This window comes from Leclercia sp. TB492 (genome assembly GCF_049974505.2).
Taxonomy (GTDB): Bacteria; Pseudomonadota; Gammaproteobacteria; order Enterobacterales; family Enterobacteriaceae; genus Enterobacter; species Enterobacter adecarboxylatus_C.
Map to the genome: position 1 here is coordinate 3,947,238 of NZ_CM127572.1, position 19,338 is coordinate 3,966,575.

Annotated in this window: 21 protein-coding genes; 7 read left to right on the plus strand and 14 right to left on the minus strand. The window is 57.5% G+C overall.

The features are described 5' to 3' along the window. Window positions 1-11 precede the first annotated feature (11 nt). The 6 genes from ACP4QI_RS18665 to ACP4QI_RS18690 all read right to left on the minus strand — a co-directional run bounded on the left by ACP4QI_RS18665 (window position 12) and on the right by ACP4QI_RS18690 (window position 6,135). Complete coding sequence (locus ACP4QI_RS18665) at window positions 12-563, minus strand: peroxiredoxin (protein WP_426495797.1); 552 nt, start codon at window positions 561-563, stop codon at window positions 12-14. A 174-nt stretch (window positions 564-737) separates the two neighbouring features. Next, window positions 738-1,715 (minus strand): ABC transporter ATP-binding protein, encoded by a 978-nt coding sequence (locus ACP4QI_RS18670; RefSeq protein ID WP_156264621.1) that lies wholly within the window; start codon window positions 1,713-1,715, stop codon window positions 738-740. Then, on the minus strand, window positions 1,712-2,689 hold the full coding sequence (locus tag ACP4QI_RS18675; RefSeq protein WP_285129088.1) for an ABC transporter ATP-binding protein: 978 nt from the start codon (window positions 2,687-2,689) through the stop codon (window positions 1,712-1,714). The genes ACP4QI_RS18670 and ACP4QI_RS18675 overlap by 4 nt, the downstream gene beginning before the upstream one ends. After that, window positions 2,682-3,527: an ABC transporter permease gene (locus tag ACP4QI_RS18680; protein WP_426495796.1), complete on the minus strand. Its 846-nt coding sequence runs from the start codon at window positions 3,525-3,527 to the stop codon at window positions 2,682-2,684. Before ACP4QI_RS18680 ends, ACP4QI_RS18675 begins: the two co-directional genes overlap by 8 nt. A gap of 6 nt (window positions 3,528-3,533) precedes the next feature. After that, complete coding sequence (locus ACP4QI_RS18685; RefSeq protein ID WP_426495795.1) at window positions 3,534-4,487, minus strand: ABC transporter permease; 954 nt, start codon at window positions 4,485-4,487, stop codon at window positions 3,534-3,536. A gap of 58 nt (window positions 4,488-4,545) precedes the next feature. After that, window positions 4,546-6,135, minus strand: coding sequence for an ABC transporter substrate-binding protein (locus ACP4QI_RS18690; protein ID WP_426495794.1), 1,590 nt, complete (start codon window positions 6,133-6,135; stop codon window positions 4,546-4,548). A gap of 256 nt (window positions 6,136-6,391) precedes the next feature. Between ACP4QI_RS18690 and yghU the strand changes: the two genes are divergently transcribed. Continuing rightward, entirely contained in the window at window positions 6,392-7,261 is an 870-nt protein-coding gene (gene yghU / locus ACP4QI_RS18695) for a glutathione-dependent disulfide-bond oxidoreductase (protein ID WP_142487082.1), read from the plus strand. A gap of 84 nt (window positions 7,262-7,345) precedes the next feature. Here yghU and ACP4QI_RS18700 read toward each other — a convergent pair whose 3' ends face one another. Beyond that, entirely contained in the window at window positions 7,346-8,029 is a 684-nt protein-coding gene (locus ACP4QI_RS18700) for a molybdate ABC transporter substrate-binding protein (RefSeq protein ID WP_426495793.1), read from the minus strand. After that, the gene (locus ACP4QI_RS18705) at window positions 8,029-9,081 is read right to left on the minus strand and encodes an ABC transporter substrate-binding protein (protein WP_426495792.1); all 1,053 of its coding nucleotides are present in this window, start codon (window positions 9,079-9,081) and stop codon (window positions 8,029-8,031) included. The genes ACP4QI_RS18700 and ACP4QI_RS18705 overlap by 1 nt, the downstream gene beginning before the upstream one ends. A 167-nt stretch (window positions 9,082-9,248) precedes the next feature. Between ACP4QI_RS18705 and ACP4QI_RS18710 the strand changes: the two genes are divergently transcribed. Together ACP4QI_RS18710 and fucR are read left to right on the plus strand one after the other, a co-directional pair. Further along, the gene (locus tag ACP4QI_RS18710) at window positions 9,249-10,232 is read left to right on the plus strand and encodes a diguanylate cyclase domain-containing protein (RefSeq protein WP_426495791.1); all 984 of its coding nucleotides are present in this window, start codon (window positions 9,249-9,251) and stop codon (window positions 10,230-10,232) included. Continuing rightward, window positions 10,229-10,945 carry an L-fucose operon activator gene (fucR, locus tag ACP4QI_RS18715; RefSeq protein WP_142487086.1) on the plus strand — a complete coding sequence of 239 codons (717 nt, stop codon included), beginning with the start codon at window positions 10,229-10,231 and terminating at the stop codon, window positions 10,943-10,945. Before ACP4QI_RS18710 ends, fucR begins: the two co-directional genes overlap by 4 nt. Here fucR and ACP4QI_RS18720 read toward each other — a convergent pair. Together ACP4QI_RS18720 and yghX are read right to left on the minus strand one after the other, a co-directional pair. Then, window positions 10,942-12,489, minus strand: a complete 1,548-nt coding sequence (locus ACP4QI_RS18720) for a methyl-accepting chemotaxis protein (RefSeq protein ID WP_156264631.1) — start codon at window positions 12,487-12,489, stop codon at window positions 10,942-10,944. The genes fucR and ACP4QI_RS18720 overlap by 4 nt on opposite strands. Before the next feature lie 370 nt (window positions 12,490-12,859). Next, the gene (gene yghX, locus ACP4QI_RS18725) at window positions 12,860-13,747 is read right to left on the minus strand and encodes a YghX family hydrolase (RefSeq protein ID WP_156264632.1); all 888 of its coding nucleotides are present in this window, start codon (window positions 13,745-13,747) and stop codon (window positions 12,860-12,862) included. A gap of 82 nt (window positions 13,748-13,829) precedes the next feature. Here yghX and ACP4QI_RS18730 point away from each other — a divergent pair, with 82 nt between their 5' ends. Then, window positions 13,830-14,870 carry an aldo/keto reductase gene (locus ACP4QI_RS18730; RefSeq protein ID WP_156264633.1) on the plus strand — a complete coding sequence of 347 codons (1,041 nt, stop codon included), beginning with the start codon at window positions 13,830-13,832 and terminating at the stop codon, window positions 14,868-14,870. Window positions 14,871-14,916: 46 nt separating this feature from the next. On the opposite strand, the gene ACP4QI_RS18735 is transcribed toward ACP4QI_RS18730, so the two are convergent. Beyond that, the gene (locus ACP4QI_RS18735; protein WP_103822854.1) at window positions 14,917-15,405 is read right to left on the minus strand and encodes a TIGR00645 family protein; all 489 of its coding nucleotides are present in this window, start codon (window positions 15,403-15,405) and stop codon (window positions 14,917-14,919) included. Between the two features lie 81 nt (window positions 15,406-15,486). Then, window positions 15,487-15,990 (minus strand): ESA_00282 family adhesion-associated protein, encoded by a 504-nt coding sequence (locus ACP4QI_RS18740; protein ID WP_142487090.1) that lies wholly within the window; start codon window positions 15,988-15,990, stop codon window positions 15,487-15,489. Between the two features lie 105 nt (window positions 15,991-16,095). Here ACP4QI_RS18740 and ACP4QI_RS18745 point away from each other — a divergent pair, with 105 nt between their 5' ends. The 3 genes from ACP4QI_RS18745 to ACP4QI_RS18755 all read left to right on the plus strand — a co-directional run bounded on the left by ACP4QI_RS18745 (window position 16,096) and on the right by ACP4QI_RS18755 (window position 17,961). After that, window positions 16,096-16,500, plus strand: a complete 405-nt coding sequence (locus ACP4QI_RS18745; RefSeq protein WP_142487091.1) for a hypothetical protein — start codon at window positions 16,096-16,098, stop codon at window positions 16,498-16,500. Next, on the plus strand, window positions 16,493-16,945 hold the full coding sequence (locus ACP4QI_RS18750; protein ID WP_142487092.1) for a cytoplasmic protein: 453 nt from the start codon (window positions 16,493-16,495) through the stop codon (window positions 16,943-16,945). Before ACP4QI_RS18745 ends, ACP4QI_RS18750 begins: the two co-directional genes overlap by 8 nt. Window positions 16,946-17,064: 119 nt before the next feature. Continuing rightward, window positions 17,065-17,961 carry an SDR family oxidoreductase gene (locus tag ACP4QI_RS18755; protein WP_285129095.1) on the plus strand — a complete coding sequence of 299 codons (897 nt, stop codon included), beginning with the start codon at window positions 17,065-17,067 and terminating at the stop codon, window positions 17,959-17,961. A gap of 119 nt (window positions 17,962-18,080) precedes the next feature. Here the strand turns inward: ACP4QI_RS18755 and exbD are convergent, their stop codons facing one another. Then, on the minus strand, window positions 18,081-18,506 hold the full coding sequence (gene exbD, locus ACP4QI_RS18760; RefSeq protein ID WP_142487094.1) for a TonB system transport protein ExbD: 426 nt from the start codon (window positions 18,504-18,506) through the stop codon (window positions 18,081-18,083). 6 nt (window positions 18,507-18,512) lie between these two features. Continuing rightward, window positions 18,513-19,244 carry a tol-pal system-associated acyl-CoA thioesterase gene (gene exbB / locus ACP4QI_RS18765; protein WP_156264634.1) on the minus strand — a complete coding sequence of 244 codons (732 nt, stop codon included), beginning with the start codon at window positions 19,242-19,244 and terminating at the stop codon, window positions 18,513-18,515. Between the last annotated feature and the right edge of the window lie 94 nt (window positions 19,245-19,338).

Here is a 19,338-nt window from a genome sequence, read left to right on the forward strand (position 1 = left end):
CCCCCACGGCGCTACGAATGCGAATCGGCGTACTGCTTAACGGCTGCCATCGTTTTCTGGATATGCGCTTCGGGGCTACGGTCGGTATAGCTCAGCAGGATTTTACCATCGGGCGCAATGACAAACGACGTGCGTTCGGAGAGGGTTTTGCCGTTCAGCTGCATCAGCGTCTGGTACTGCCTGGCGACCTTCGCCCCGGGATCGGCGGCAACGGTGAATTTATCGCGGCACTCTTTTCTGGAAAACTCATCCACCTGTTCGACATTCCCGGCGGTGACACCCACCACGCTGGCGCCAAGACTGTTAAATTCGTCGGTCGCTTCGGCAAAGGCGTTGGCTTCGATGTTGCAACCCTTGCTGAACGCTGCCGGGAAGAAGTAGAGCACCACCGGCCCTTTTTGCAGCGCCTGTTGCAGGGAGAAGGTCAGTGGTTTTCCCGCCAGCGCGCCCTGCAGCGTGAAGTTGGGCGCATGGCTGCCTGCCTCGAGGGCAGCCTCAACGTGGGTGGTAAAGAGAGAGAGGGAAAGGACGACGGCGGCGGACAGGATCGAGAAGGGTTTCATGGTCAACTCCGGCAGAATGAAGGGGTTCTCTGAAGGATAGTCCGAAACGGTTTACGCGGTTGCCGTTGCCCGGCGGCGCTGCGCTTGCACGGGCCTACGATTTTGCACCGGGTTAAGGGTTTTGTAGGCCGGGTAAGGCGAAGCCGCCACCCGGCGGATGTTGGCACATCACCCTTAAACCTTAAACAACCAACAGGCCGCAAAGTGGCCGGGAGCAATCTCCTGCATCGCGGGCGCTTCGCGTCGGCAGACCGGCATCACGTGCGGGCAGCGGCTGCAGAACTTACAGCCCGGCAGCACGGACGTTGGGCCGGGGATCTCTCCGCGTAAGGTCGCCTGCTCCAGATTGCGGATCCGCGGATCGGGCTGCGGTACCGAGGCTAACAGGGCCCGGGTATAGGGGTGCGCCGGATGCTGATACAGGGTATCGGCGGGCGCTACCTCCACCAGCTTGCCGAGGTACATCACCCCGATGCGCGTCGAAATATGGCGCACCATCGACAGATCGTGGGCGATAAACAGATAGGTCAGCCCCAGCTCCTGCTGCAGATCCTGAAGGATGTTCACCACCTGCGCCTGCACCGAAACATCCAGCGCCGACAGCGGCTCATCGCACAGGACAAACTCCGGGCGCACCGACAGCGCCCGGGCAATGCTGATCCGCTGGCGCTGGCCGCCGCTGAACTCGTGCGGGAAGCGCTGAAGATGTTCCTGCTTGAGCCCCACCTTGTAGAGCAGGGTTTCGGTTCGCTCCCGCTGCTCCTCGCGGCTGTAGCCGTGGATCTGCATCGGCTCCGCCACCAGCTGCTGGACGGTCATCCCGGGATTCAGCGACGAATAAGGATCCTGGAAAATGGCCTGCATCCGCTTACGCAGCGGCTTGAGCTGCTTTTCGCTGGCCTGGGCGATCGCCTGCCCGGCAAAATCAATCTCGCCGGAGGTGATATCAAACAGCCGCAGAATGGCGCGCCCGAGGGTCGATTTGCCGCAGCCGGATTCGCCCACCAGGCCAAAGGTCTCCCCCTGGCGGATATCAAAGCTGACGCCGTCCACCGCTTTCACCACCACCCCTTTGCGCAGCAGGCCGCCGTTGAGAGTGAAGTGCTTATGCAGGTCCCGCACGCTGACCAGCGGGGAATGTTGTTCGCTCATGCCTGAACCTCCTTATCGGCCAGCAGCCAGCAGGCCGCGCGGTGCCCCGGTTCGGGGCTGTAAAACGCGGGCTGACGCTCGCACTGCGGCATCCGCTGCGGACAGCGTTCGGCAAACGGACAGCCCGGGGGCGGATTGAGCAGGCCCGGGGGCGATCCTTCGATGGGCGACAGACGATGGCTGGTCTGTTCCGGGTGCGGCAGGGACGCCAGCAGCCCCTGGGTGTAAGGGTGTGCCGGACGGTAAAAGATATCCTCCACGCTGCCCTCCTCCATCACCAGCCCGCCGTACATTACCACCACCCGACTGCATACCTGAGCGACAACACCAAGATCGTGGGTGATCAGCAGGATGGCGGTGTGGGTTTTCTGCTGCAAACTTTTTAACAGCCGCAGGATCTGCGCCTGAATGGTGACGTCCAGCGCGGTAGTGGGTTCATCGGCGATCAGCAGTTTGGGATCGCAGGAGAGCGCGATGGCGATCATCACCCGCTGACGCATCCCGCCGCTGAACTCGTGCGGGTACTGGTCGTAACGGCGCTCCGCTTCGGCAATGCCCACCTGCTCCAGCATGGCGATGCTCGCCGCGCGGGCCGCTTTTTTGTTCAGGCCTTTGTTACGCATCAGGATCTCAGCCATCTGTTTGCCGATGGTCACCACCGGGTTCAGGGCGGTCATCGGATCCTGAAAAATCATCGCGATCTGGTTCCCGCGAATGGCGCGCATCTGCTCCGGGGTTTTCTGCGCCAGATCGTCATTGTCGAAACGGATCTGCCCCCCGGTGATGCGCCCGTTGCTGCCCAGCAGCTGGATAATGGATTTGCAGGTCACGCTCTTACCGCAGCCGGACTCCCCGACAATACCCACCAGCTCGCCCGGCTGAACGTGAAAGCTCACCCCGCGCACCGCGTGGACATCGCCATCGCGGGTGCGGAAGGTGGTTTGCAGGTTGTCGAGTTCAAGTAAGTTATTCATCGCGGTTCGCTCCCGGCTCAAAGGCGGTGCGGAACACGTCGCCTAACACGTTAAAACTGAATACCGTCAACAGAATCAGAATGCCGGGGAACATCGCCAGCCAGGAGGCCTCGCCGATATACGACTGGGCGTTATTGAGCATGCTGCCCCAGGAGGCGGCAGGCGCCTGCACCCCGAGGCCGAGGAAGCTGAGGGTGGATTCCATCAGAATGGCCGAGGCGATATTCAGGGTGGCGGCGACGATAATGGTCGGCAGCACGCCGGGGATGATATGGCGCAGGATAATCCGCAGCGGATGTTCCCCGGAGGCGCGGGCATAGAGCACATACTCGCGCTCTTTAACGGACAGCGTTTCGGCACGCACCAGCCGGGACATATTCATCCACGTCAGCAGGCTGATGATCATGATGATGTTGTCCACGCCGGGCTTCAGGTACGCATTCAGTACCAGCAGCAGGAAGAAGGCCGGGATCGCCATCAGGATGTCGACCGCGCGCATCATCAGGTTATCCAGCCAGCCGCCGAAGTAGCCGCTTACCGTGCCGACTATCGTGCCGATTAGCGTCGAAAAGACCATCGCCAGACAGCCGACCATCAGCGAGATCTGCCCGCCGTACAGGGCACGGGTAAAGTAGTCGCGTCCGTACTCGTCGGTGCCGAACCAGTGGGCACCGTCGGGCGGCAGGGTGCGCGCACCCAGCGACATCCGATCCGGATCGTACGGGCTCAGCCCCGCACAGAGCGCGGCGATGACAAAAATAAAAAGGACAAAAAGCGAGAACTGCGCCGGACGATTGCGGCGCAGCTGGTGACGAACCTGTTGCCAGCGTCTGCTCATCCGGGATTACCTCAGGGTACGTATGCGGGGATCGGCGAAGCGATATAACAGATCGGCGATCAGGTTGCCGACGATCAGCATCAGCGACGAGAGCATGATGATCGCCATAATCAGCGGGTAGTCGAGGGAGGTGATCGACTGGATCCCCAGCAGCCCCATCCCCGGCCAGGAGAAGACGCTCTCGGTGACATAGGCTCCGACAAACAGCTCGCCAAACGACAGGCCAAGCAGGGTGATCACCGGTAGCAGCACGTTTTTCAGCACATGGCGGAACAGGATGCTGGAACGGGTGGCTCCATAGGCCAGCTGGGTCTGCACGTAGTCGGCCGAAAGCTGCGAAATGGTATTGGAGCGGATGTAGCGCACGTAGCTGGAGAGGTTATAGAAGGTAAGCGCAATGCACGGCAGCACGCCGTGGCGCACCACGTCCAGCCAGTTATCTTCCATGCCGATGGTGCGCATCCCCATGCTGGGGAACCAGTTGAGCTGCACGGCAAAGACGGTGATCAGCAGAATACCAAACCAGAAGATCGGCACCGAGATGCCAATATAGGCGAACAGGTTCAGAACATGATCCAGCCAGCGGTGCTTAAACGCCCCGGCCAGCAGCCCCAGCGGAATGGCGAGGATAATCGCCATCAGCAGCGAGGCCCCCATCAGCCCAAGGGTGGCCGGAATGCGCTCGGCAATCATCGCCAGCACCGGGCGGTGATAGATCAGCGAATAGCCCAGATCCCCCTGCAAAATATTTTTCAGCCACAGAAAATATTGCGTCACCAGCGGCTTATCCAGCCCCAGACTCTGGCGAATACGCTCGATATCCTCTGGCGCCATGCGCGGGGTGATGTACGCCGCCACCGGATCGCCCGGGGCGAGTTTGACCAGCAAAAACGCCACCAGCGAGATAAAGAACAGCATCGGCACCAGTTGCAGCAGCCGACGCATCAGTAGTGTGTTCACGACATGCCCTTACGACTTACCCAACACAACGCCCCGATCGATTGACCGGGGCGACAGCTTATTTTTGGTAGATTTTTGACAGATCCTGGAACAGATACACCGGCTTCGGCTCCGCTTCTTTGGTGCCGCCAAAGCGTTTATCCACGGCCACGGTGGCGTTGGTGTAGGAGATTGGGTAGTAGGTCATGTCGTTAGCCACGGTCTGCTGGATCTGCTTGTAGATCTCAGCGCGTTTGCCAGCGTCAGTTTCTACAGCACCTTTATCCCACAGGGCATCGAACTGCGGGTTCTTGTAGTGGGCGTAGTTGTAGGCTTCGTTGCTCATGAACAGCGATTTGTAGCCATCCGGCTCGGCACCCATGATGTAGCCGCCGAGGTTCAGCTCCCAGGCGGTATTGTTCATGTCGAGGCTGCGCTGGGACATGGCGTTGGAGTCGAGCGGCATCAGCTCCACGTTCACGCCAATGCCCTTCAGCGCCTGCTGAATGTAGAGCGCCTGGCTCTCCTGGGTTTTGTTGGTATTCACATAGGCCAGACGCAGTTTGAGGTTTGCCGGGGCGCCTGAGGCTTTCAGCAAATCTTTGGCTTTTTGCTGATCGAACTTGTACTGCTCCACGTCGTCAGTCTGGTACAGCGTATCCGGAGTCAGGAACGAGGTTGCCGGTTTGGCGTAGTCCAGCGAGGTGAACGCGGTCTGGGTCAGTTCGTCTTTGTTGATGGCATACGCGATGGCCTGGCGCAACTCCTTGCTCTTCATCACCGGCACGTTCTGGTTGAAGGTCATGTAGGCCAGACGCCCTTCCGGGTAGACCACGAAATCAAACTTGCCGGTATTCTTCAGACGCGACACATCCTGCGGATCGACCATCTTGAGGTTGATCTCGCCGTTTTGCAGCGCGAGGTTGGCGGAGTTGCTGTCTTTGGCGAAACGGTAGGTCACGGAGTCGAGCTTCGCTTTGCCGTTCCAGTAGTCGTCAAAACGGGTCAGGGCGTAATACTGCCCGGCGCGGTACTCCTTAAATTTGAACGGCCCGGAACCCACCGGCGCATCGTTTTTGGTGCTCTTTTCCAGATCCGCTTCATGAGCAAACACGTGCTGCGGGATCGGGTAGATCTGCACCAGGGTGCCGGTAAAGGCGGCACTCACCTGCGGCAGGGTGAACTTAACGGTGCGATCGTCGACCTTGCTCACCACCACCGGCTTGCCGCCGTAGGTGAACATGCTGCGGAAGAAGCTGTGCTGCTTCTCCTCCAGCAGTTTGTTGAAGGTGAACACCACGTCATCGGCAGTCAGCGGCTGGCCATCCTGCCACTTCAGATTGGGTTTTAAGGTCAGGGTATAGCTGAGGTTATCGGCGGATGGCGTCAGGCTTTCGGCCAGACCCCATTCGATTTTGCCATCGTTAAAGCTGTAGAGCGGGGCATAGAGCGCCTGCATGATGGTCAGGGTGGTACGGTCGCTGGCATACAGCGGGTTAACGGCCAGCGGGTCGCCGGAGGTGATGCCGATAATCAGTGAACCACCCTCTTTCGGCGCATCGCTTTTGGCAGCCGGGGCCGACGCAGTCTCTTTATTTTTGGCATCATCACAGCCCGCGGCAACCAGCGCCAGCGCGACCAGAACAGCAGATACTAATGGCTTACGCATATCTCACTAACTCCTTGCCTTGAAAGTTTTTTTAACTGCTAATTTTTATTTTTCACAGATATCTGTTTGCGCATCATATTCAGCTTTAAGCCCTTACGCATTAACAATGAAAATGCCGTTTTTGATTAAGCTTATGCGGAATTTATATATATAAGCGCCAGAAGGAATAGTGCATATGCTTATGCGCTCACTTCGTTAAACCGTTCACGTAATGCCTGCTAAACTGCCTCAACACATCCCAAAAAGGCAGATCAACATGTCCGACAACAACTACCAGCCAGCGAAAGTCTGGGAATGGAAGCAGAACCCCAACGGCGGCGCGTTCGCCAGCATCAACCGTCCGATCTCGGGCGCCACGCATGACAAAGCGTTGCCGGTCGGTTCGCATCCGCTGCAGCTTTACTCCCTGGGCACGCCGAACGGCCAGAAGGTGACGATCCTGCTGGAAGAGCTGCTGGCGCTGGGCGTCACCGGTGCAGAGTATGACGCCTGGCTGATCCGCATCGGCGAGGGCGATCAGTTCTCCAGCGGCTTTGTTGAGGTCAACCCGAACTCCAAAATTCCGGCCCTGCGCGACCACTCCACCACGCCGCCCACCCGCGTGTTCGAATCCGGCAATATCCTGCTCTATCTGGCGGAGAAGTTCGGTCACTTCCTGCCAAAAGATCCGGCGGGCCGGGTAGAAACCCTGAACTGGCTGTTCTGGCTGCAGGGCGCCGCCCCGTTCCTCGGCGGCGGGTTTGGTCACTTCTATCACTACGCGCCGGTGAAAATTGAGTACGCGATCGACCGCTTCACCATGGAAGCCAAACGCCTGTTCGACGTGCTGGATAAACAGCTGGCGCGCGGCCGCTACGTGGCGGGGGAAGAGTACAGCATTGCGGATATCGCCATCTGGCCGTGGTTCGGCAGCGTGGCGCTCGGCCAGGTCTATGGCGCGGCGGAGTTCCTCGACGCAGAGAGCTACAAGAATGTCCAGCGCTGGGCGAAAGATGTCGCCAGCCGTCCGGCGGTGAAGCGCGGGCGTATCGTCAACCGCACTAACGGCGAGCTGAACGAGCAGCTGCATGAGCGTCATGCGGCGAGCGATTTTGATACCAATACCGAAGACAAACGTCAGGGTTAATGCGCTGACCCATTGCCCGGCGGCGCTGCGCTTGCCGGGCCTACGAACCTGTAGGCCGGGTAAGCGCAGCGCCACCCGGCAGAATTACGCACCGAAACCCGCCTGGTGCAGGATCGCTTTTGCCTTATCCGACCGTAGAAAATCCGCCAGCCGTTGCCCCTGCGCCGTCATCACCGCGCAGGCATATTCTGCACGTGGGTTAATGGGTGCCGGGATGTCGATAACCGTCAGCCCGGCTATCTCGCGCAATGTGGCCGCGTAGCTGGCGTAACCGATAAAGACCTCCGCCTGCCCGCTCTGGATAATCCACTCTGCTGCCAGCTTGCCCGCCGGAACGGGGGCCGATCCTCGCCCCCCCACCAGGGCCATCGCCCGTCTCTTCACCGCCCCGCCAGCGCCCCCCATCCGGGTAAAGAGCGTCTGCGTGTAATCCCCGGACGGATCGGCGCCCGCCGTCGAGGTGGCAATGCGCAGCTCTTCCCGGTTCAGCACCGAGCGCCAGTCATCGTCCTCGCGCAGCACCTCACTGCGCACGGTCAGACAGAGTCTATTGCTGGCGAACAACGCCACGTATTGCGCCCGTCCGGCAGCCAGCAGCGACTGCGGGTGGGCAAGATTGGCCGAGGCAAAGAGATCGCAGGCCTCCCCCAATTCAATACGTTCCCGTAACAGCCCAGCCGGGCCGAACCGTGTTTCAACCGGTTCCGGAAAGTGGGCCAGTAATTGCGGCCATACCCTGCGCAGGCTGCCTGCCGCCAGCACGCGCATCAGTCGATCCCCTGCCAGGTGGTGCGATAGAAGCGCTGATACCATTCGTTGGCCACTTTGCGCATATCCACGTCCTTAAACTTCTCCGGGTAGAGCTTTTTCGCCATCCACAGCTCGCCGATGCCCATCGCCTCCGGCATCGGGTAGCCCCAGGCTTTGGCGTAGTCCGGCATCAGGTAGACGCGCTGATTTTTCACCGCGTCAATGGTCTGCCACTGCGCGCCGGTTTTGATTTCGTTGACCACGGACGGGTACCGGTCCTGGACGAAAATCACCTGTGGGTTCCAGGCGATCACCTGCTCCATTGCCACGGCTTTGAAGCCCTGAATGGTCGCCGCCGCCACGTTAACCGCCCCCGCATGCGCCATCATCAGCCCGGTGTATTTCCCGGCGCCGTAGGTGGTCAGTTCCGGGTTAGCCATGTAGGCGCGAACACGTTTTTCCGCCGGAATATCTTTCAGACGATCGCTGACCATCCTGCGGCCCCGATCGGTGGCGTCAATCAGCGCTTTCGCTTCGGGCTGCTTGTTAACAATCTCGCCGATCAAGGTAATCCCTTCACGTAGCCCGAGATCGTAAGCCTGCTCTTCATCGGCCATCGTGGGGTTCATTTTCGCTTTTTCACCCGCGGCATCGTGACGCAGAGAAATGGCGACCACCGGAATACCGAGGCTGGCTATCTTGTCGATCATCTCCTGCGGCGCGTAGTGGGTGACAAACACCACATCTGGCTTCAGGGCCACCAGCTTTTCCGGGTCGACGTGGGTCAGATCGCCCAGGGTCGTTTTCTGGTTCAGCTCGGGGGCCAGACGCGCATAGCCGTCGCCCAGCTGCTGTTTCCAGTTCGCCATCACCCCAACGATTTTGTCGCTGGCGTTCATTTGCACCAGCAGGTTCAGGGTCTGATGCTGAAGCACCACCACGCGGTCAACCTCATCGGGGATCGTCACGGTGCGTCCAGTCTGGTCGGTGATCGTGCGGGAGGCCTGAGAAGAGAGAGGCAGTAAAGCCACTACGCCCAGGGTTAAAGCTTGCCATAATTGCTGTTTCATCATGTCCTCGCATTCGCTATATACAACATTATACAGCGATGCGATTATGCCTTCTTGCCTTCTTTAGGGGTAACAGGCCTTAACGCAAACCTCCCTCTTTTTTCAACAGCATATTTACAACCATCCGGTAAACTGGCATCAATAATTTCTTTCTTCAGATTATTCGCATGTCAGAAAAGGCGCTGGAACATCAGATTCAGATTCTCAAAAAGCACAACGCCCGGCTTGCCAGGCTGGCGCGTGACGCCCGCAACAAGCTCAGCGCTGCGCTCGACGGGACGGGTCTCTGTTTATGGCAGCTTGATGTTCCGACCGGGAAGCTGATTATCTATAACCGCCGCTGGGGCTCCATGCTGGGCTATCAGCCCAAGGAGCTGAGCGCGCAGTTTGAGATCTGGCGTGAGCATCTGCACCCCGATGACAGGCAGAACGTGCTTGATGCGTTCTACGATCATCTGCACGGCAAAACCCCCTTCTACGAAGCACTGCACCGGATGCAGCACAAAAACGGCACCGTCACCTGGGTGCTGGATCGCGGCCGCGTCACCGAATGGGATGAGCAGGGGAACCCCCTGAAGGTGACTGGCACGCACATCGACATGACTAAAGAGAAGCAGTACGAGGAGCAGCTTGCCCAGTTGGCGAACCACGATCCGCTCACCGGCCTTGCCAACCGCCATGCGCTGCTCACGCACTTCGCGCAGCTCAAAGCCCAGGGGGCGCTGTGCATTGCTTTTATCGATCTGGATGATTTTAAAACGGTGAACGATACCTTCGGTCACCGCAGCGGCGATGAGCTATTGATCCAGCTCAGCCAGCGTCTGCGCGACACCTGCCCGCCGGGCGCTGTGGTCGGGCGTCTGGGTGGGGACGAGTTTGTCCTGCTGCTGCCCTTCCCGCTCGCCAGTCTGCTGGTAAACAGCACCGCACACCTCTGCCTGAATGCGGCCCTGACGCCGTTCGAGCTGGATAACGGCCAGGCGCAGGTGGGGGCCTCGGTGGGGATCGATGAGGTGCAGGAGCAGGATGATTTCGTCGATGCATTGCGCCGCGCCGATCGCTCGATGTACCAGATCAAGCACACCGGCAAGAATGGCGTGGCGATTGGCCAGACGCTAATCTCTGTCTCCCGAACCGGAACGCAGTCATGAAAAGCACCCGTCATCAGGACCTTATCCGCCTGCTGGCGGCGTCCGACTGGCTGACCACAGACGCCCTTGCCGCGGAGCTTAGGGTCAGCAAAGAGACGATTCGCCGGGATCTGAAACAGCTTCAGCAGCAGGGCAAGATTGTTCGCCATCACGGGCGAGCGCGGGCCATTCACCCGGACCACCGCGACGGCGGCGAACCCTTTGGTGCGCGGCTGAAAAGCCATTACGCCGACAAAGCCGACATTGCCCGTCACGCCCTGGACTGGGTCACCGACGGGATGACTCTGGCCCTGGACGCCAGCTCAACCTGTTTTCATCTGGCGCGGCAGCTGCCGGATATCGCCCTGACGGTATTTACCAACAGCCTGCCCATCTGCCTTGAGCTGGCGAAGCGCGAACGCATCACCCTGATCTGCTCGGGCGGAACGCTGGAGCGGAAATATCGCTGCTATGTGAACCCGGCTCTGGTGACGCAGCTGAAGGCGCTGGAGATCGACCTGTTTATTTTCTCGTGCGAAGGGGTGGATGAGCAGGGTGTGATGTGGGATCCCACCCCGCACAGCGCGGGTTTTAAGTCGCAGCTTCTCAGCCGTGCCAGCCAGTCGCTGCTGTTAATCGACAAAAGCAAGTTTCAGCGGTCCAGTGAAGTGAAAATTGGTCACCTTTCACAGGTGACCCAATTGATCAGCGACGTGCAGCCCGGCCGCCGCTAGCTCGCCAGACGGAACTTCTGCACCGAGCGTTGCAGCTCCTCGGTCTGACGCTCCAGCGCGGAGGCCGCGGCCGACACCTGCTCCACCAGCGAGGCGTTCTGCTGGGTCACGCCGTCCATCTGAGTGATCGCCACCCCCACCTGCGAAATGCCTTTGCTCTGCTCTTCCGAGGCGGCGGCAATCTGCTTCATGATGGTGGTCACGCCGGTAATATCACGCATCACCGCCTCCATGGTGGTGCCGGTATCGTTCACCAGTCGGGCGCCCTCCTCCACCCGGGAGACGGAATCGGTAATCAGCCCTTCGATCTCTTTTGCCGCACTGGCGCTGCGGCTGGCGAGATTACGTACCTCGCCCGCCACCACTGCAAAACCACGCCCCTGCTCACCCGCGCGCGCCGCTTCTACCGCTGCGTTGAGGGCCAGAATATTGGTCTGGAAGGCAATGCTGTTGATGACGCTGGTGATCTCCGCGATTTTCTTCGAGCTGACGGAGATGCCGGTCATGGTGTTGACCACGTTATCCACCAGCGCCCCGCCGCGGCTGGCGGTGAGAGAGGCCAGATCCGCCAGCTCGCTGGCCTGACGGGCATTGTCGGCGTTCAGCTTCACCGTGGCGGTGAGCTGCTCCATGCTGGCCGCCGTCTCTTCCAGCGCCGCCGCCTGCTCTTCGGTACGCGACGAAAGATCGTTATTGCCGCTGGAGATCTCCGTGGCGCCGCGCCAGATATTCTCGCTACCGCTGCGGATGGTGCTGACCGCTTCGCGCAGGCTGTCCTGCATCGCCGTCAGCAGCGGCACCAGCTGGCCCACGCAGTTACGGCCAAAGGGGGCAATCGGCTGGCTGAGATCGCCCTGGGCAATCTGACGAAAGTGGTGGCGGAGCTGATCCAGAGGTTTCACCAGCATGGCGACCAGGTAGCGATCGGCGAACAGCAGGATCAGCAGACCGATGATGGTCGCGGTGACGATCACCGTCCGGGTGAAGCTGGTCAGGCCGTCCACCGTCACGCGGGTACTGTCGAGAATGCTGTCGGCAGCTTTATTGAATTTTCCGGCACTGTCGCCAAAGGCCCGGCTCAGCGGTGGGGTGACGTTATTCGCCTGCTGGCGATAAGCATCAACGTTGCCCTGCTGCGCGAACTGCATCTGGGGCTTTACGCCGTTCTCCAGCAGCGCCTGCCAGCTGGCGATCACCTGGGATGAGATCTGCGCATCCATCGGCCCCGGCGACATGGCTTTCATCTCCTCGAGCTTATTGCTCATGGTGTCCAGCGCCTGTTGGACGGAGGTGAGATCCGCCGTACCGCCCGCCGCCTGCACGTCCATCGCCCGGCTCAGACGGGTGACGAAGCGGAAGTACTGATCGTTACCCTGGCTGAGCACCGTCATCTGTTTGACCAGCTGCCGATCGACCTCATTGCCATCGGCAACGCGGGACAGTGCCCAGGAGCCGTACAGCCCAACGCCCGCCCACATTAAACAGAAAATCCCCAGAATCGTCAGCATGACGAACCGGATCGTGAAATTACGAAACACCTGCATATTTATTTCCTTGCCATGAGGGAGATATCGCCCGGAGGCGAGTATTACCCTCGTTATCGGCAATAAAATGCGAAGCGGTACTTTTATTGGCTAATTTTATAAAACTTTTTATTTCTGTTTAATAAGTGTGGAAATTAAGATGCGGCATTGGTGGCATTACCCCTTAAAATAACCTGCCTTTATATTTCATAAAGTTGCAAATATAAAGCATCTATTCCACCTTTACCCGCATAATGATTAAGGGATGAGTAGCATTGCATTTCTGTTATCTGACGGTAATAAAAATGTCATAAAGCAAAAAGACTATTGTCGGGCGCAATAAATAATGCGGACCCGGCAGTGGGATGCCTGCCGGGCATTTTCAGGCAGGTTAACTCAAATATTTCTCAAACCATCCCAGGGTTCTTTTCCAGGCTAATTCCGCGGCGGGCTCGTCGTAACGCGGGGTAGAATCATTGTGGAATCCGTGGTTTACGCCAGGATAGATCCAGGCTTCATATACCTTGCCGTTAGATTTAAGCGCGGCTTCATAAGCAGGCCAGCCCTCGTTAACATTCTTGTCGAGTTCGGCGTAATGCAGCAGGAGCGGAGCCTTGATTTTGGCAACATCCGCCGCTGGGGGCTGGCGACCATAGAAAGGCACCGCGCAGGCCAGTTCCGGCCAGGCGACCGCTGCGGCATTAGAGACCCCACCGCCATAGCAGAAACCGGTGATCCCTACCTTGCCCGTGGCGTCCGGGTGTTTTTCCATAAACCCGACGGCGGCAAAGAAGTCGTTCATCAACTTCGTTGGATCAACCTTCTGTTGCAGGACCTTCCCTTCTTCATCGTTACCGGGATAACCGCCCACCGAGCTTAAGCCATCCGGCGCCAGCGCGATGTACCCCGCTTTCGCCACCCGACGCGCCACATCCTCAATGTAGGGATTAAGGCCGCGGTTTTCGTGCACCACCACCACCGCCGGGACTTTACCGGTGGCTTTAGCCGGTTTCACCAGATAGCCGCGCACCTGGCCATGACCGTCCGGCGAGGGATAGGTAATGTACTCGGGCAAAATGTCGGGATCGGTGAACTTCACCTGCTCTGCGAGGGCGTAATTGGGCTTGAGCATATTGAACAGCGCCAGCGCCGTGACGCCGCCGACAGCATAGCGGGCAGCCAGATTGAGGAACTCACGTTTGTTGATTTTGCCGTGAGCGTAATAATCGTAGTAGTCGAGCAATTCCTGAGGAAAGTCTTTGGCGGTCATACGCGTCATCGCATATCTCCATGAATTGTGAACGAACAAAGGATAGAATAGAAACGCTGTTTCGAAAATCAATCATCAGAAAGGAGACATCATGCCCTGGAACGCCTCCCCGAACCGCTACGAGACCATGCAGTACCGTTACTGTGGAAAAAGCGGCCTGCGCTTACCCGCCCTGTCACTCGGCCTGTGGCACAGCTTCGGCCACGTCCACGCCCTCGATTCACAGCGCGCTCTGCTGCGAAAAGCCTTTGACTGCGGCATTACTCACTTCGATCTCGCCAATAACTATGGCCCACCGCCGGGCAGCGCGGAGGAAAATTTTGGCCGCCTGCTGCGCGATGATTTCGCGGCGTATCGCGATGAACTGATTATCTCCACCAAAGCAGGCTATGACATGTGGCCGGGCCCGTACGGTGCGGGCGGCTCGCGCAAGTATCTGCTCGCCAGTCTCGACCAGAGCCTGAAGCGGATGGGCCTGGACTACGTCGATATCTTCTACTCGCACCGGGTGGATGAGAACACGCCGATGGAAGAGACGGCCTCGGCGCTGGCGCAGGCGGTACAGAGCGGTAAGGCGCTGTACGTCGGCATTTCCTCCTATTCACCGGAACGCACCCAGAAAATGGCGGAGCTGCTGCGCGAGTGGAAAATCCCGCTGCTTATCCATCAGCCCTCTTATAACCTGCTCAACCGCTGGGTGGACAAGAGCGGCCTGCTGGATATCCTGGCGGCTAACGGCACCGGCTGTATCGCCTTTACGCCGCTGGCGCAGGGGCTGCTGACCGGGAAGTACCTCAACGGCATTCCTGACGGCTCCCGTATGCAGCGCGAAGGTAAAAAAGCGCGCGGCCTGACCGAGAATATGCTCACCGACGCTAACCTCAACAGCCTGCGTTTGTTGAATGAGATGGCGCAGGAACGCGGTCAGACGATGGCGCAGATGGCCCTGAGCTGGCTGCTGAAGGATGAGCGCGTGACGTCAGTGCTGATTGGCGCCAGCCGGACGGAGCAGCTGGAGGAGAACGTGCAGGCGCTGAATAATCTGCACTTTAGCGAGGATGAGTTGCAGCGGATTGATCGGCACGTGGCCGACGGGCAGCTGAATCTGTGGCAGGCGTCATCAGATAAATAGTGTTTGCCTCTCTCCCCGTCGGGGAGAGAGGATCCCGGCCGCGTATTTACTTGCGGCTCAGCTTATCCAGATATCCCATCACAAACGCCGACAGCACAAACGTCAGGTGGATAATCACGTACCACATCAGCTTGTTATCCGGGATGTTCTTGGCATCCATAAACACCCGCAGCAGGTGGATCGACGAGATGGCCACAATCGAGGCGGCCACTTTGTTTTTCAGCGACGAGGCGTCCATTTTACCCAGCCAGCTCAGCTTCTCTTTATCAGAGGAGATATCCAGCTGCGAGACGAAATTTTCGTAGCCTGAGAACATCACCATCACCAGCAGGCCGCCTACCAGGGTCATATCCACCAGCGACAGCAGAAGCAGGATCAGGTCGGATTCTGCGACACTGAATATATGCGGCAGGACGTGAAAAATTTCCTGGAAGAATTTAATACAGAGGGCCACCAGCGCCAGCGAGAGGCCAAAATAGACCGGGGCCAGCAGCCAGCGGGAGGCGTACATTGCGTTTTCAAAGAAGCGTTCCATAGAGTCCTGTCTGCAAACGAAACCAGCGCGCAGTATATCGCAACGGGGTAAAGTGTTTGCAACAACTAAACAACAACGCCCCTATACCTGCTCCGGCTTAACGACAGGACGTTGATATTCCGGCCAAACCAGTACGACCAGCGATGGATAAGCCTCAAGGCTGAACTCACGAAAACACTGGCTCAGGTTCATTACCTCCAGATCGGAATGCGACACTTTCTCACCATTCAGGCAGCGCTTCTTGATATTGTCGTAATATTTGTAGACCGCCGAGTTAAGATCGCTGCAACGACGCTGCGCCTCAAACAGGTCAGGAATGCTATTTATTTCCACCATATTCATTCGTTTAATTGTGGCATGGAGGAAATCAATATATTCATGATTAACACGCCAGTACCAAACCGGCGTAATCGCATTCATTAACACCGAAAAATGGTCTTCGCCCTCTTCTTTTGACATCCGCTCTGGCTGGGCAGAGGCGTGCGCGTTCTCCGCTTCGCTACTTTTATTGAACTCGCGCATCAATAAAAGAACTACGGCAGTAAGCAATAACAAAGTAATGACAGTATAAAAAATGCTGTTCATATAGGCAGGCTCCATTTTTTTTGATTTTAAATTTGCCTCATGTTATTGTCAACGAATCTCACACTCCAGACAACCCTACCCTGTTGAAATTAAAGGAAATATAAAATGTTGCCCGACAATCTGGTCCCGGCTAAGTTTCACATTTCTTCCGTGGAACCGAAACCACCAGAAGCAGAAAGCAATGCAAATTTCACTAAGGGGAAAAGAACACTCGCAGATTATGCGCCCGATATATTAATTGGTGTTACCCGTACCGGTAACTCCCGCAATATGTTGCTCGAAGAGCACGACCGCCATATAAAGGACCGGTTATTCCGGGTAGTTAAAATCGAGGTCTTCGCCCGTTTGCTCAATGATCTGCAAGCGGAGGGGGAAATAGACGCGCAAGCACTAAGTCAAATATTGACGGAAAAAACCGATGAGATAAACGAAGCCGGTAATGACATCTGGCTGAATCTAATTACTTGCGAAAAAAACACGCCCATTTTTTATAAGCTAGGGGATGAATAACGTGAAGGATGTTGATAACAACAACGTTTATTTAGCTTTAGATGATAAAAAGAGCGATGAATTTATCTTAGAGCAAAACCTGGCTGCACTTAAAGAGATTAAAAATGCGGAAATACAACGCATTGCGAAAGAGCTGCTCTCCATTCCCGCCGGTCTGGTGCGTCTGAAATGGCAAAACCGTCGTGAAATTTACCCTTTGCAGGTTAAAGAAGAGATCTACGGCGCGACAATAAACGCCATTATGCAGCAGCGACCAGACTTAAAAGATAAAATACTGGCCCGCCTGGAAACCAATTATCAGTATTTGCGGGCACGTGAAACCGCCACCCTGCGTGTTACCCGTAAGCTGGCCGATCAGGGCTATCGCACATCCAGCGTGACCACAGTCGCACTGAATGAAGACGTGCTGGCCGCGAAAGCCGACATCCCTCCGCAAAAGCCGTAAACCCCGCCAGTTCGTACCGCCTCGCCCGTTGCTGATTTAAGGATTATCCTGAATGATCCTCACTTCCTGGGTGATTCTCCTAAGCTTAAAGCCTGACTAACCACTCAAGGAGAACCTCAATGGCAAATTCCCAGAGCAAAATTCAGAATCCTAAAACCCAGTACCACACCGGCGAATATCCACAGCAGAAGCAGCCTGCCCCCGGGGTGCAAAGCAAGATGGAGCCGGTGCCGGACTGCGGCGAGAAGAGCTATAAGGGCAGCGGCAGACTACAGGATCGTAAGGCACTGGTGACAGGGGGCGATTCAGGCATTGGACGCGCTGCCGCCATCGCTTACGCGCGTGAAGGAGCGGATGTCGCCATTAACTATCTGCCTGCCGAAGAAGAAGATGCGCAGCAGGTGAAGCAGCTGATTGAAGAAGCTGGACGCAAAGCGGTGCTGATCCCCGGCGACCTGAGCGATGAAAAATTTGCTCGTTCACTGGTGCATAAAGCCCATCAGGAACTGGGCGGGCTGGATGTGCTGGCGCTGGTGGCCGGTAAGCAGGTTGCGGTCGAAAAGATTGCCGACCTGACGACGGAGCAGTTTAAGCAGACCTACGCGGTGAACGTGTTCGCGCTGTTCTGGATAACCCAGGAAGCGCTGCCGCTGCTGCCCGCCGGGGCGAGCATTATCACCACCTCGTCGATCCAGGCCTATCAGCCCAGCGCCCATCTGCTGGATTACGCTTCAACTAAAGCGGCTATCCTTAACTTCAGCCGCGGGCTGGCGAAACAGGTGGCAGAGAGCGGCGTGCGCGTCAACGTGGTGGCCCCAGGGCCTATCTGGACGGCGCTACAAATCTCCGGCGGCCAGACTCAGGAGAAAATCCCACAGTTTGGTCAGCAGACCCCGATGAAGCGCGCAGGGCAGCCTGCGGAGCTGGCACCGGTGTATGTCTATCTGGCAAGTCAGGAGTCAAGCTATGTGACGGCGGAAGTGCACGGGGTGTGCGGCGGGGAACATCTGGGGTAGTGGTGCAGCGCCGGGTGGCGGCTTCGCCTTACCCGGCCTACATGTTGAACGTAGGCCCGGTAAGCGTAGCGCCACCGGGCAAATACAAAAACGGCAACCCTTGGGGTTGCCGTTTTTGTTTATTTCGCGACTGTCTTCTCTTCGCCGACCAGGCCAATCTTCAGGTAACCCGCCTGATGCAGCGTGTCCATTACCTTCATCATGGTTTCGTAGTCGACGGTCTTATCGGCACGGAAGAAGACGGTAGTGTCTTTCTTGCCGTCGGTCAGGGTATTCAGCGCCGGGATCACCGACTCCTCAGTCACCGGATCGTTACCCAGGAACATGGATTTATCGGCTTTCACGGACAGATAAATCGGTTTTTCCGGGCGCGGCTGCGGCTGGCTGGATGACGCGGGCAGATTGACCTTCACGTCCACCGTCGCCAGCGGCGCAGCAACCATGAAGATAATCAGCAGAACCAGCATGACGTCGATAAACGGCGTCACGTTGATTTCGTGCATTTCGCCGTTATCGTCCAGATTTTCATTAAGACGCATTGCCATGACGAATTAACCTACGTGTAATTTCTGAGCAGAACGGACCGGCTTCACCGAGCTGGCGCTGAGGTCCAGATCGCGGCTTTGCAGCAGCAGGACCTGAGCGGCAACGTCACCGAGGGTGGCTTTGTAGCTGCCGATCATACGGGCGAAGATGTTGTAGATGACTACCGCCGGGATAGCTGCAACCAGACCAATCGCCGTCGCCAGCAGGGCTTCTGCGATGCCCGGTGCCACAACCGCGAGGTTAGTGGTTTGCGTCTGGGCGATGCCGATGAAGCTGTTCATGATGCCCCAGACCGTACCAAACAGACCAACGAACGGTGAAATCGCACCGATAGTCGCCAGGTAGCCGTTACCACGGCCCATATGACGACCAATGGCCGCAACGCGACGCTCGAGGCGGAAGCCGGTACGCTCTTTAATCCCTTCGTTATCTTCGCTGCCTGCAGAAAGTTCGAGCTCGTTCTGGGCTTCGTTGATTAACTGGGTGGTCAGGCTTTTGGCCTGGAAGGAAGAGGTCATGTCGCTCGCCTGATTCAGGGTGCGGGCCTCGGCCAGCTGCTGCTGCTCGCGCTTAAGACGGCGCTTGTGCGAGATAAGCTCTACGCTCTTGCTAAAGAAAATAGCCCAGGTGACGACGGACGCCAGAATCAAGCCGATCATCACAATCTTCACTACGATGTCGGCATGATGATACATGCCCCAGACGGAGAGGTCCGTCTGCATCAAATTATTACCCACTCGGTATCTCCAGGACGCAAATCACAAAATCTGAGCATAATAATATCAAAACAGCGTCGAATTGATAGTAGTTCTCATTAGTATTTACATACTG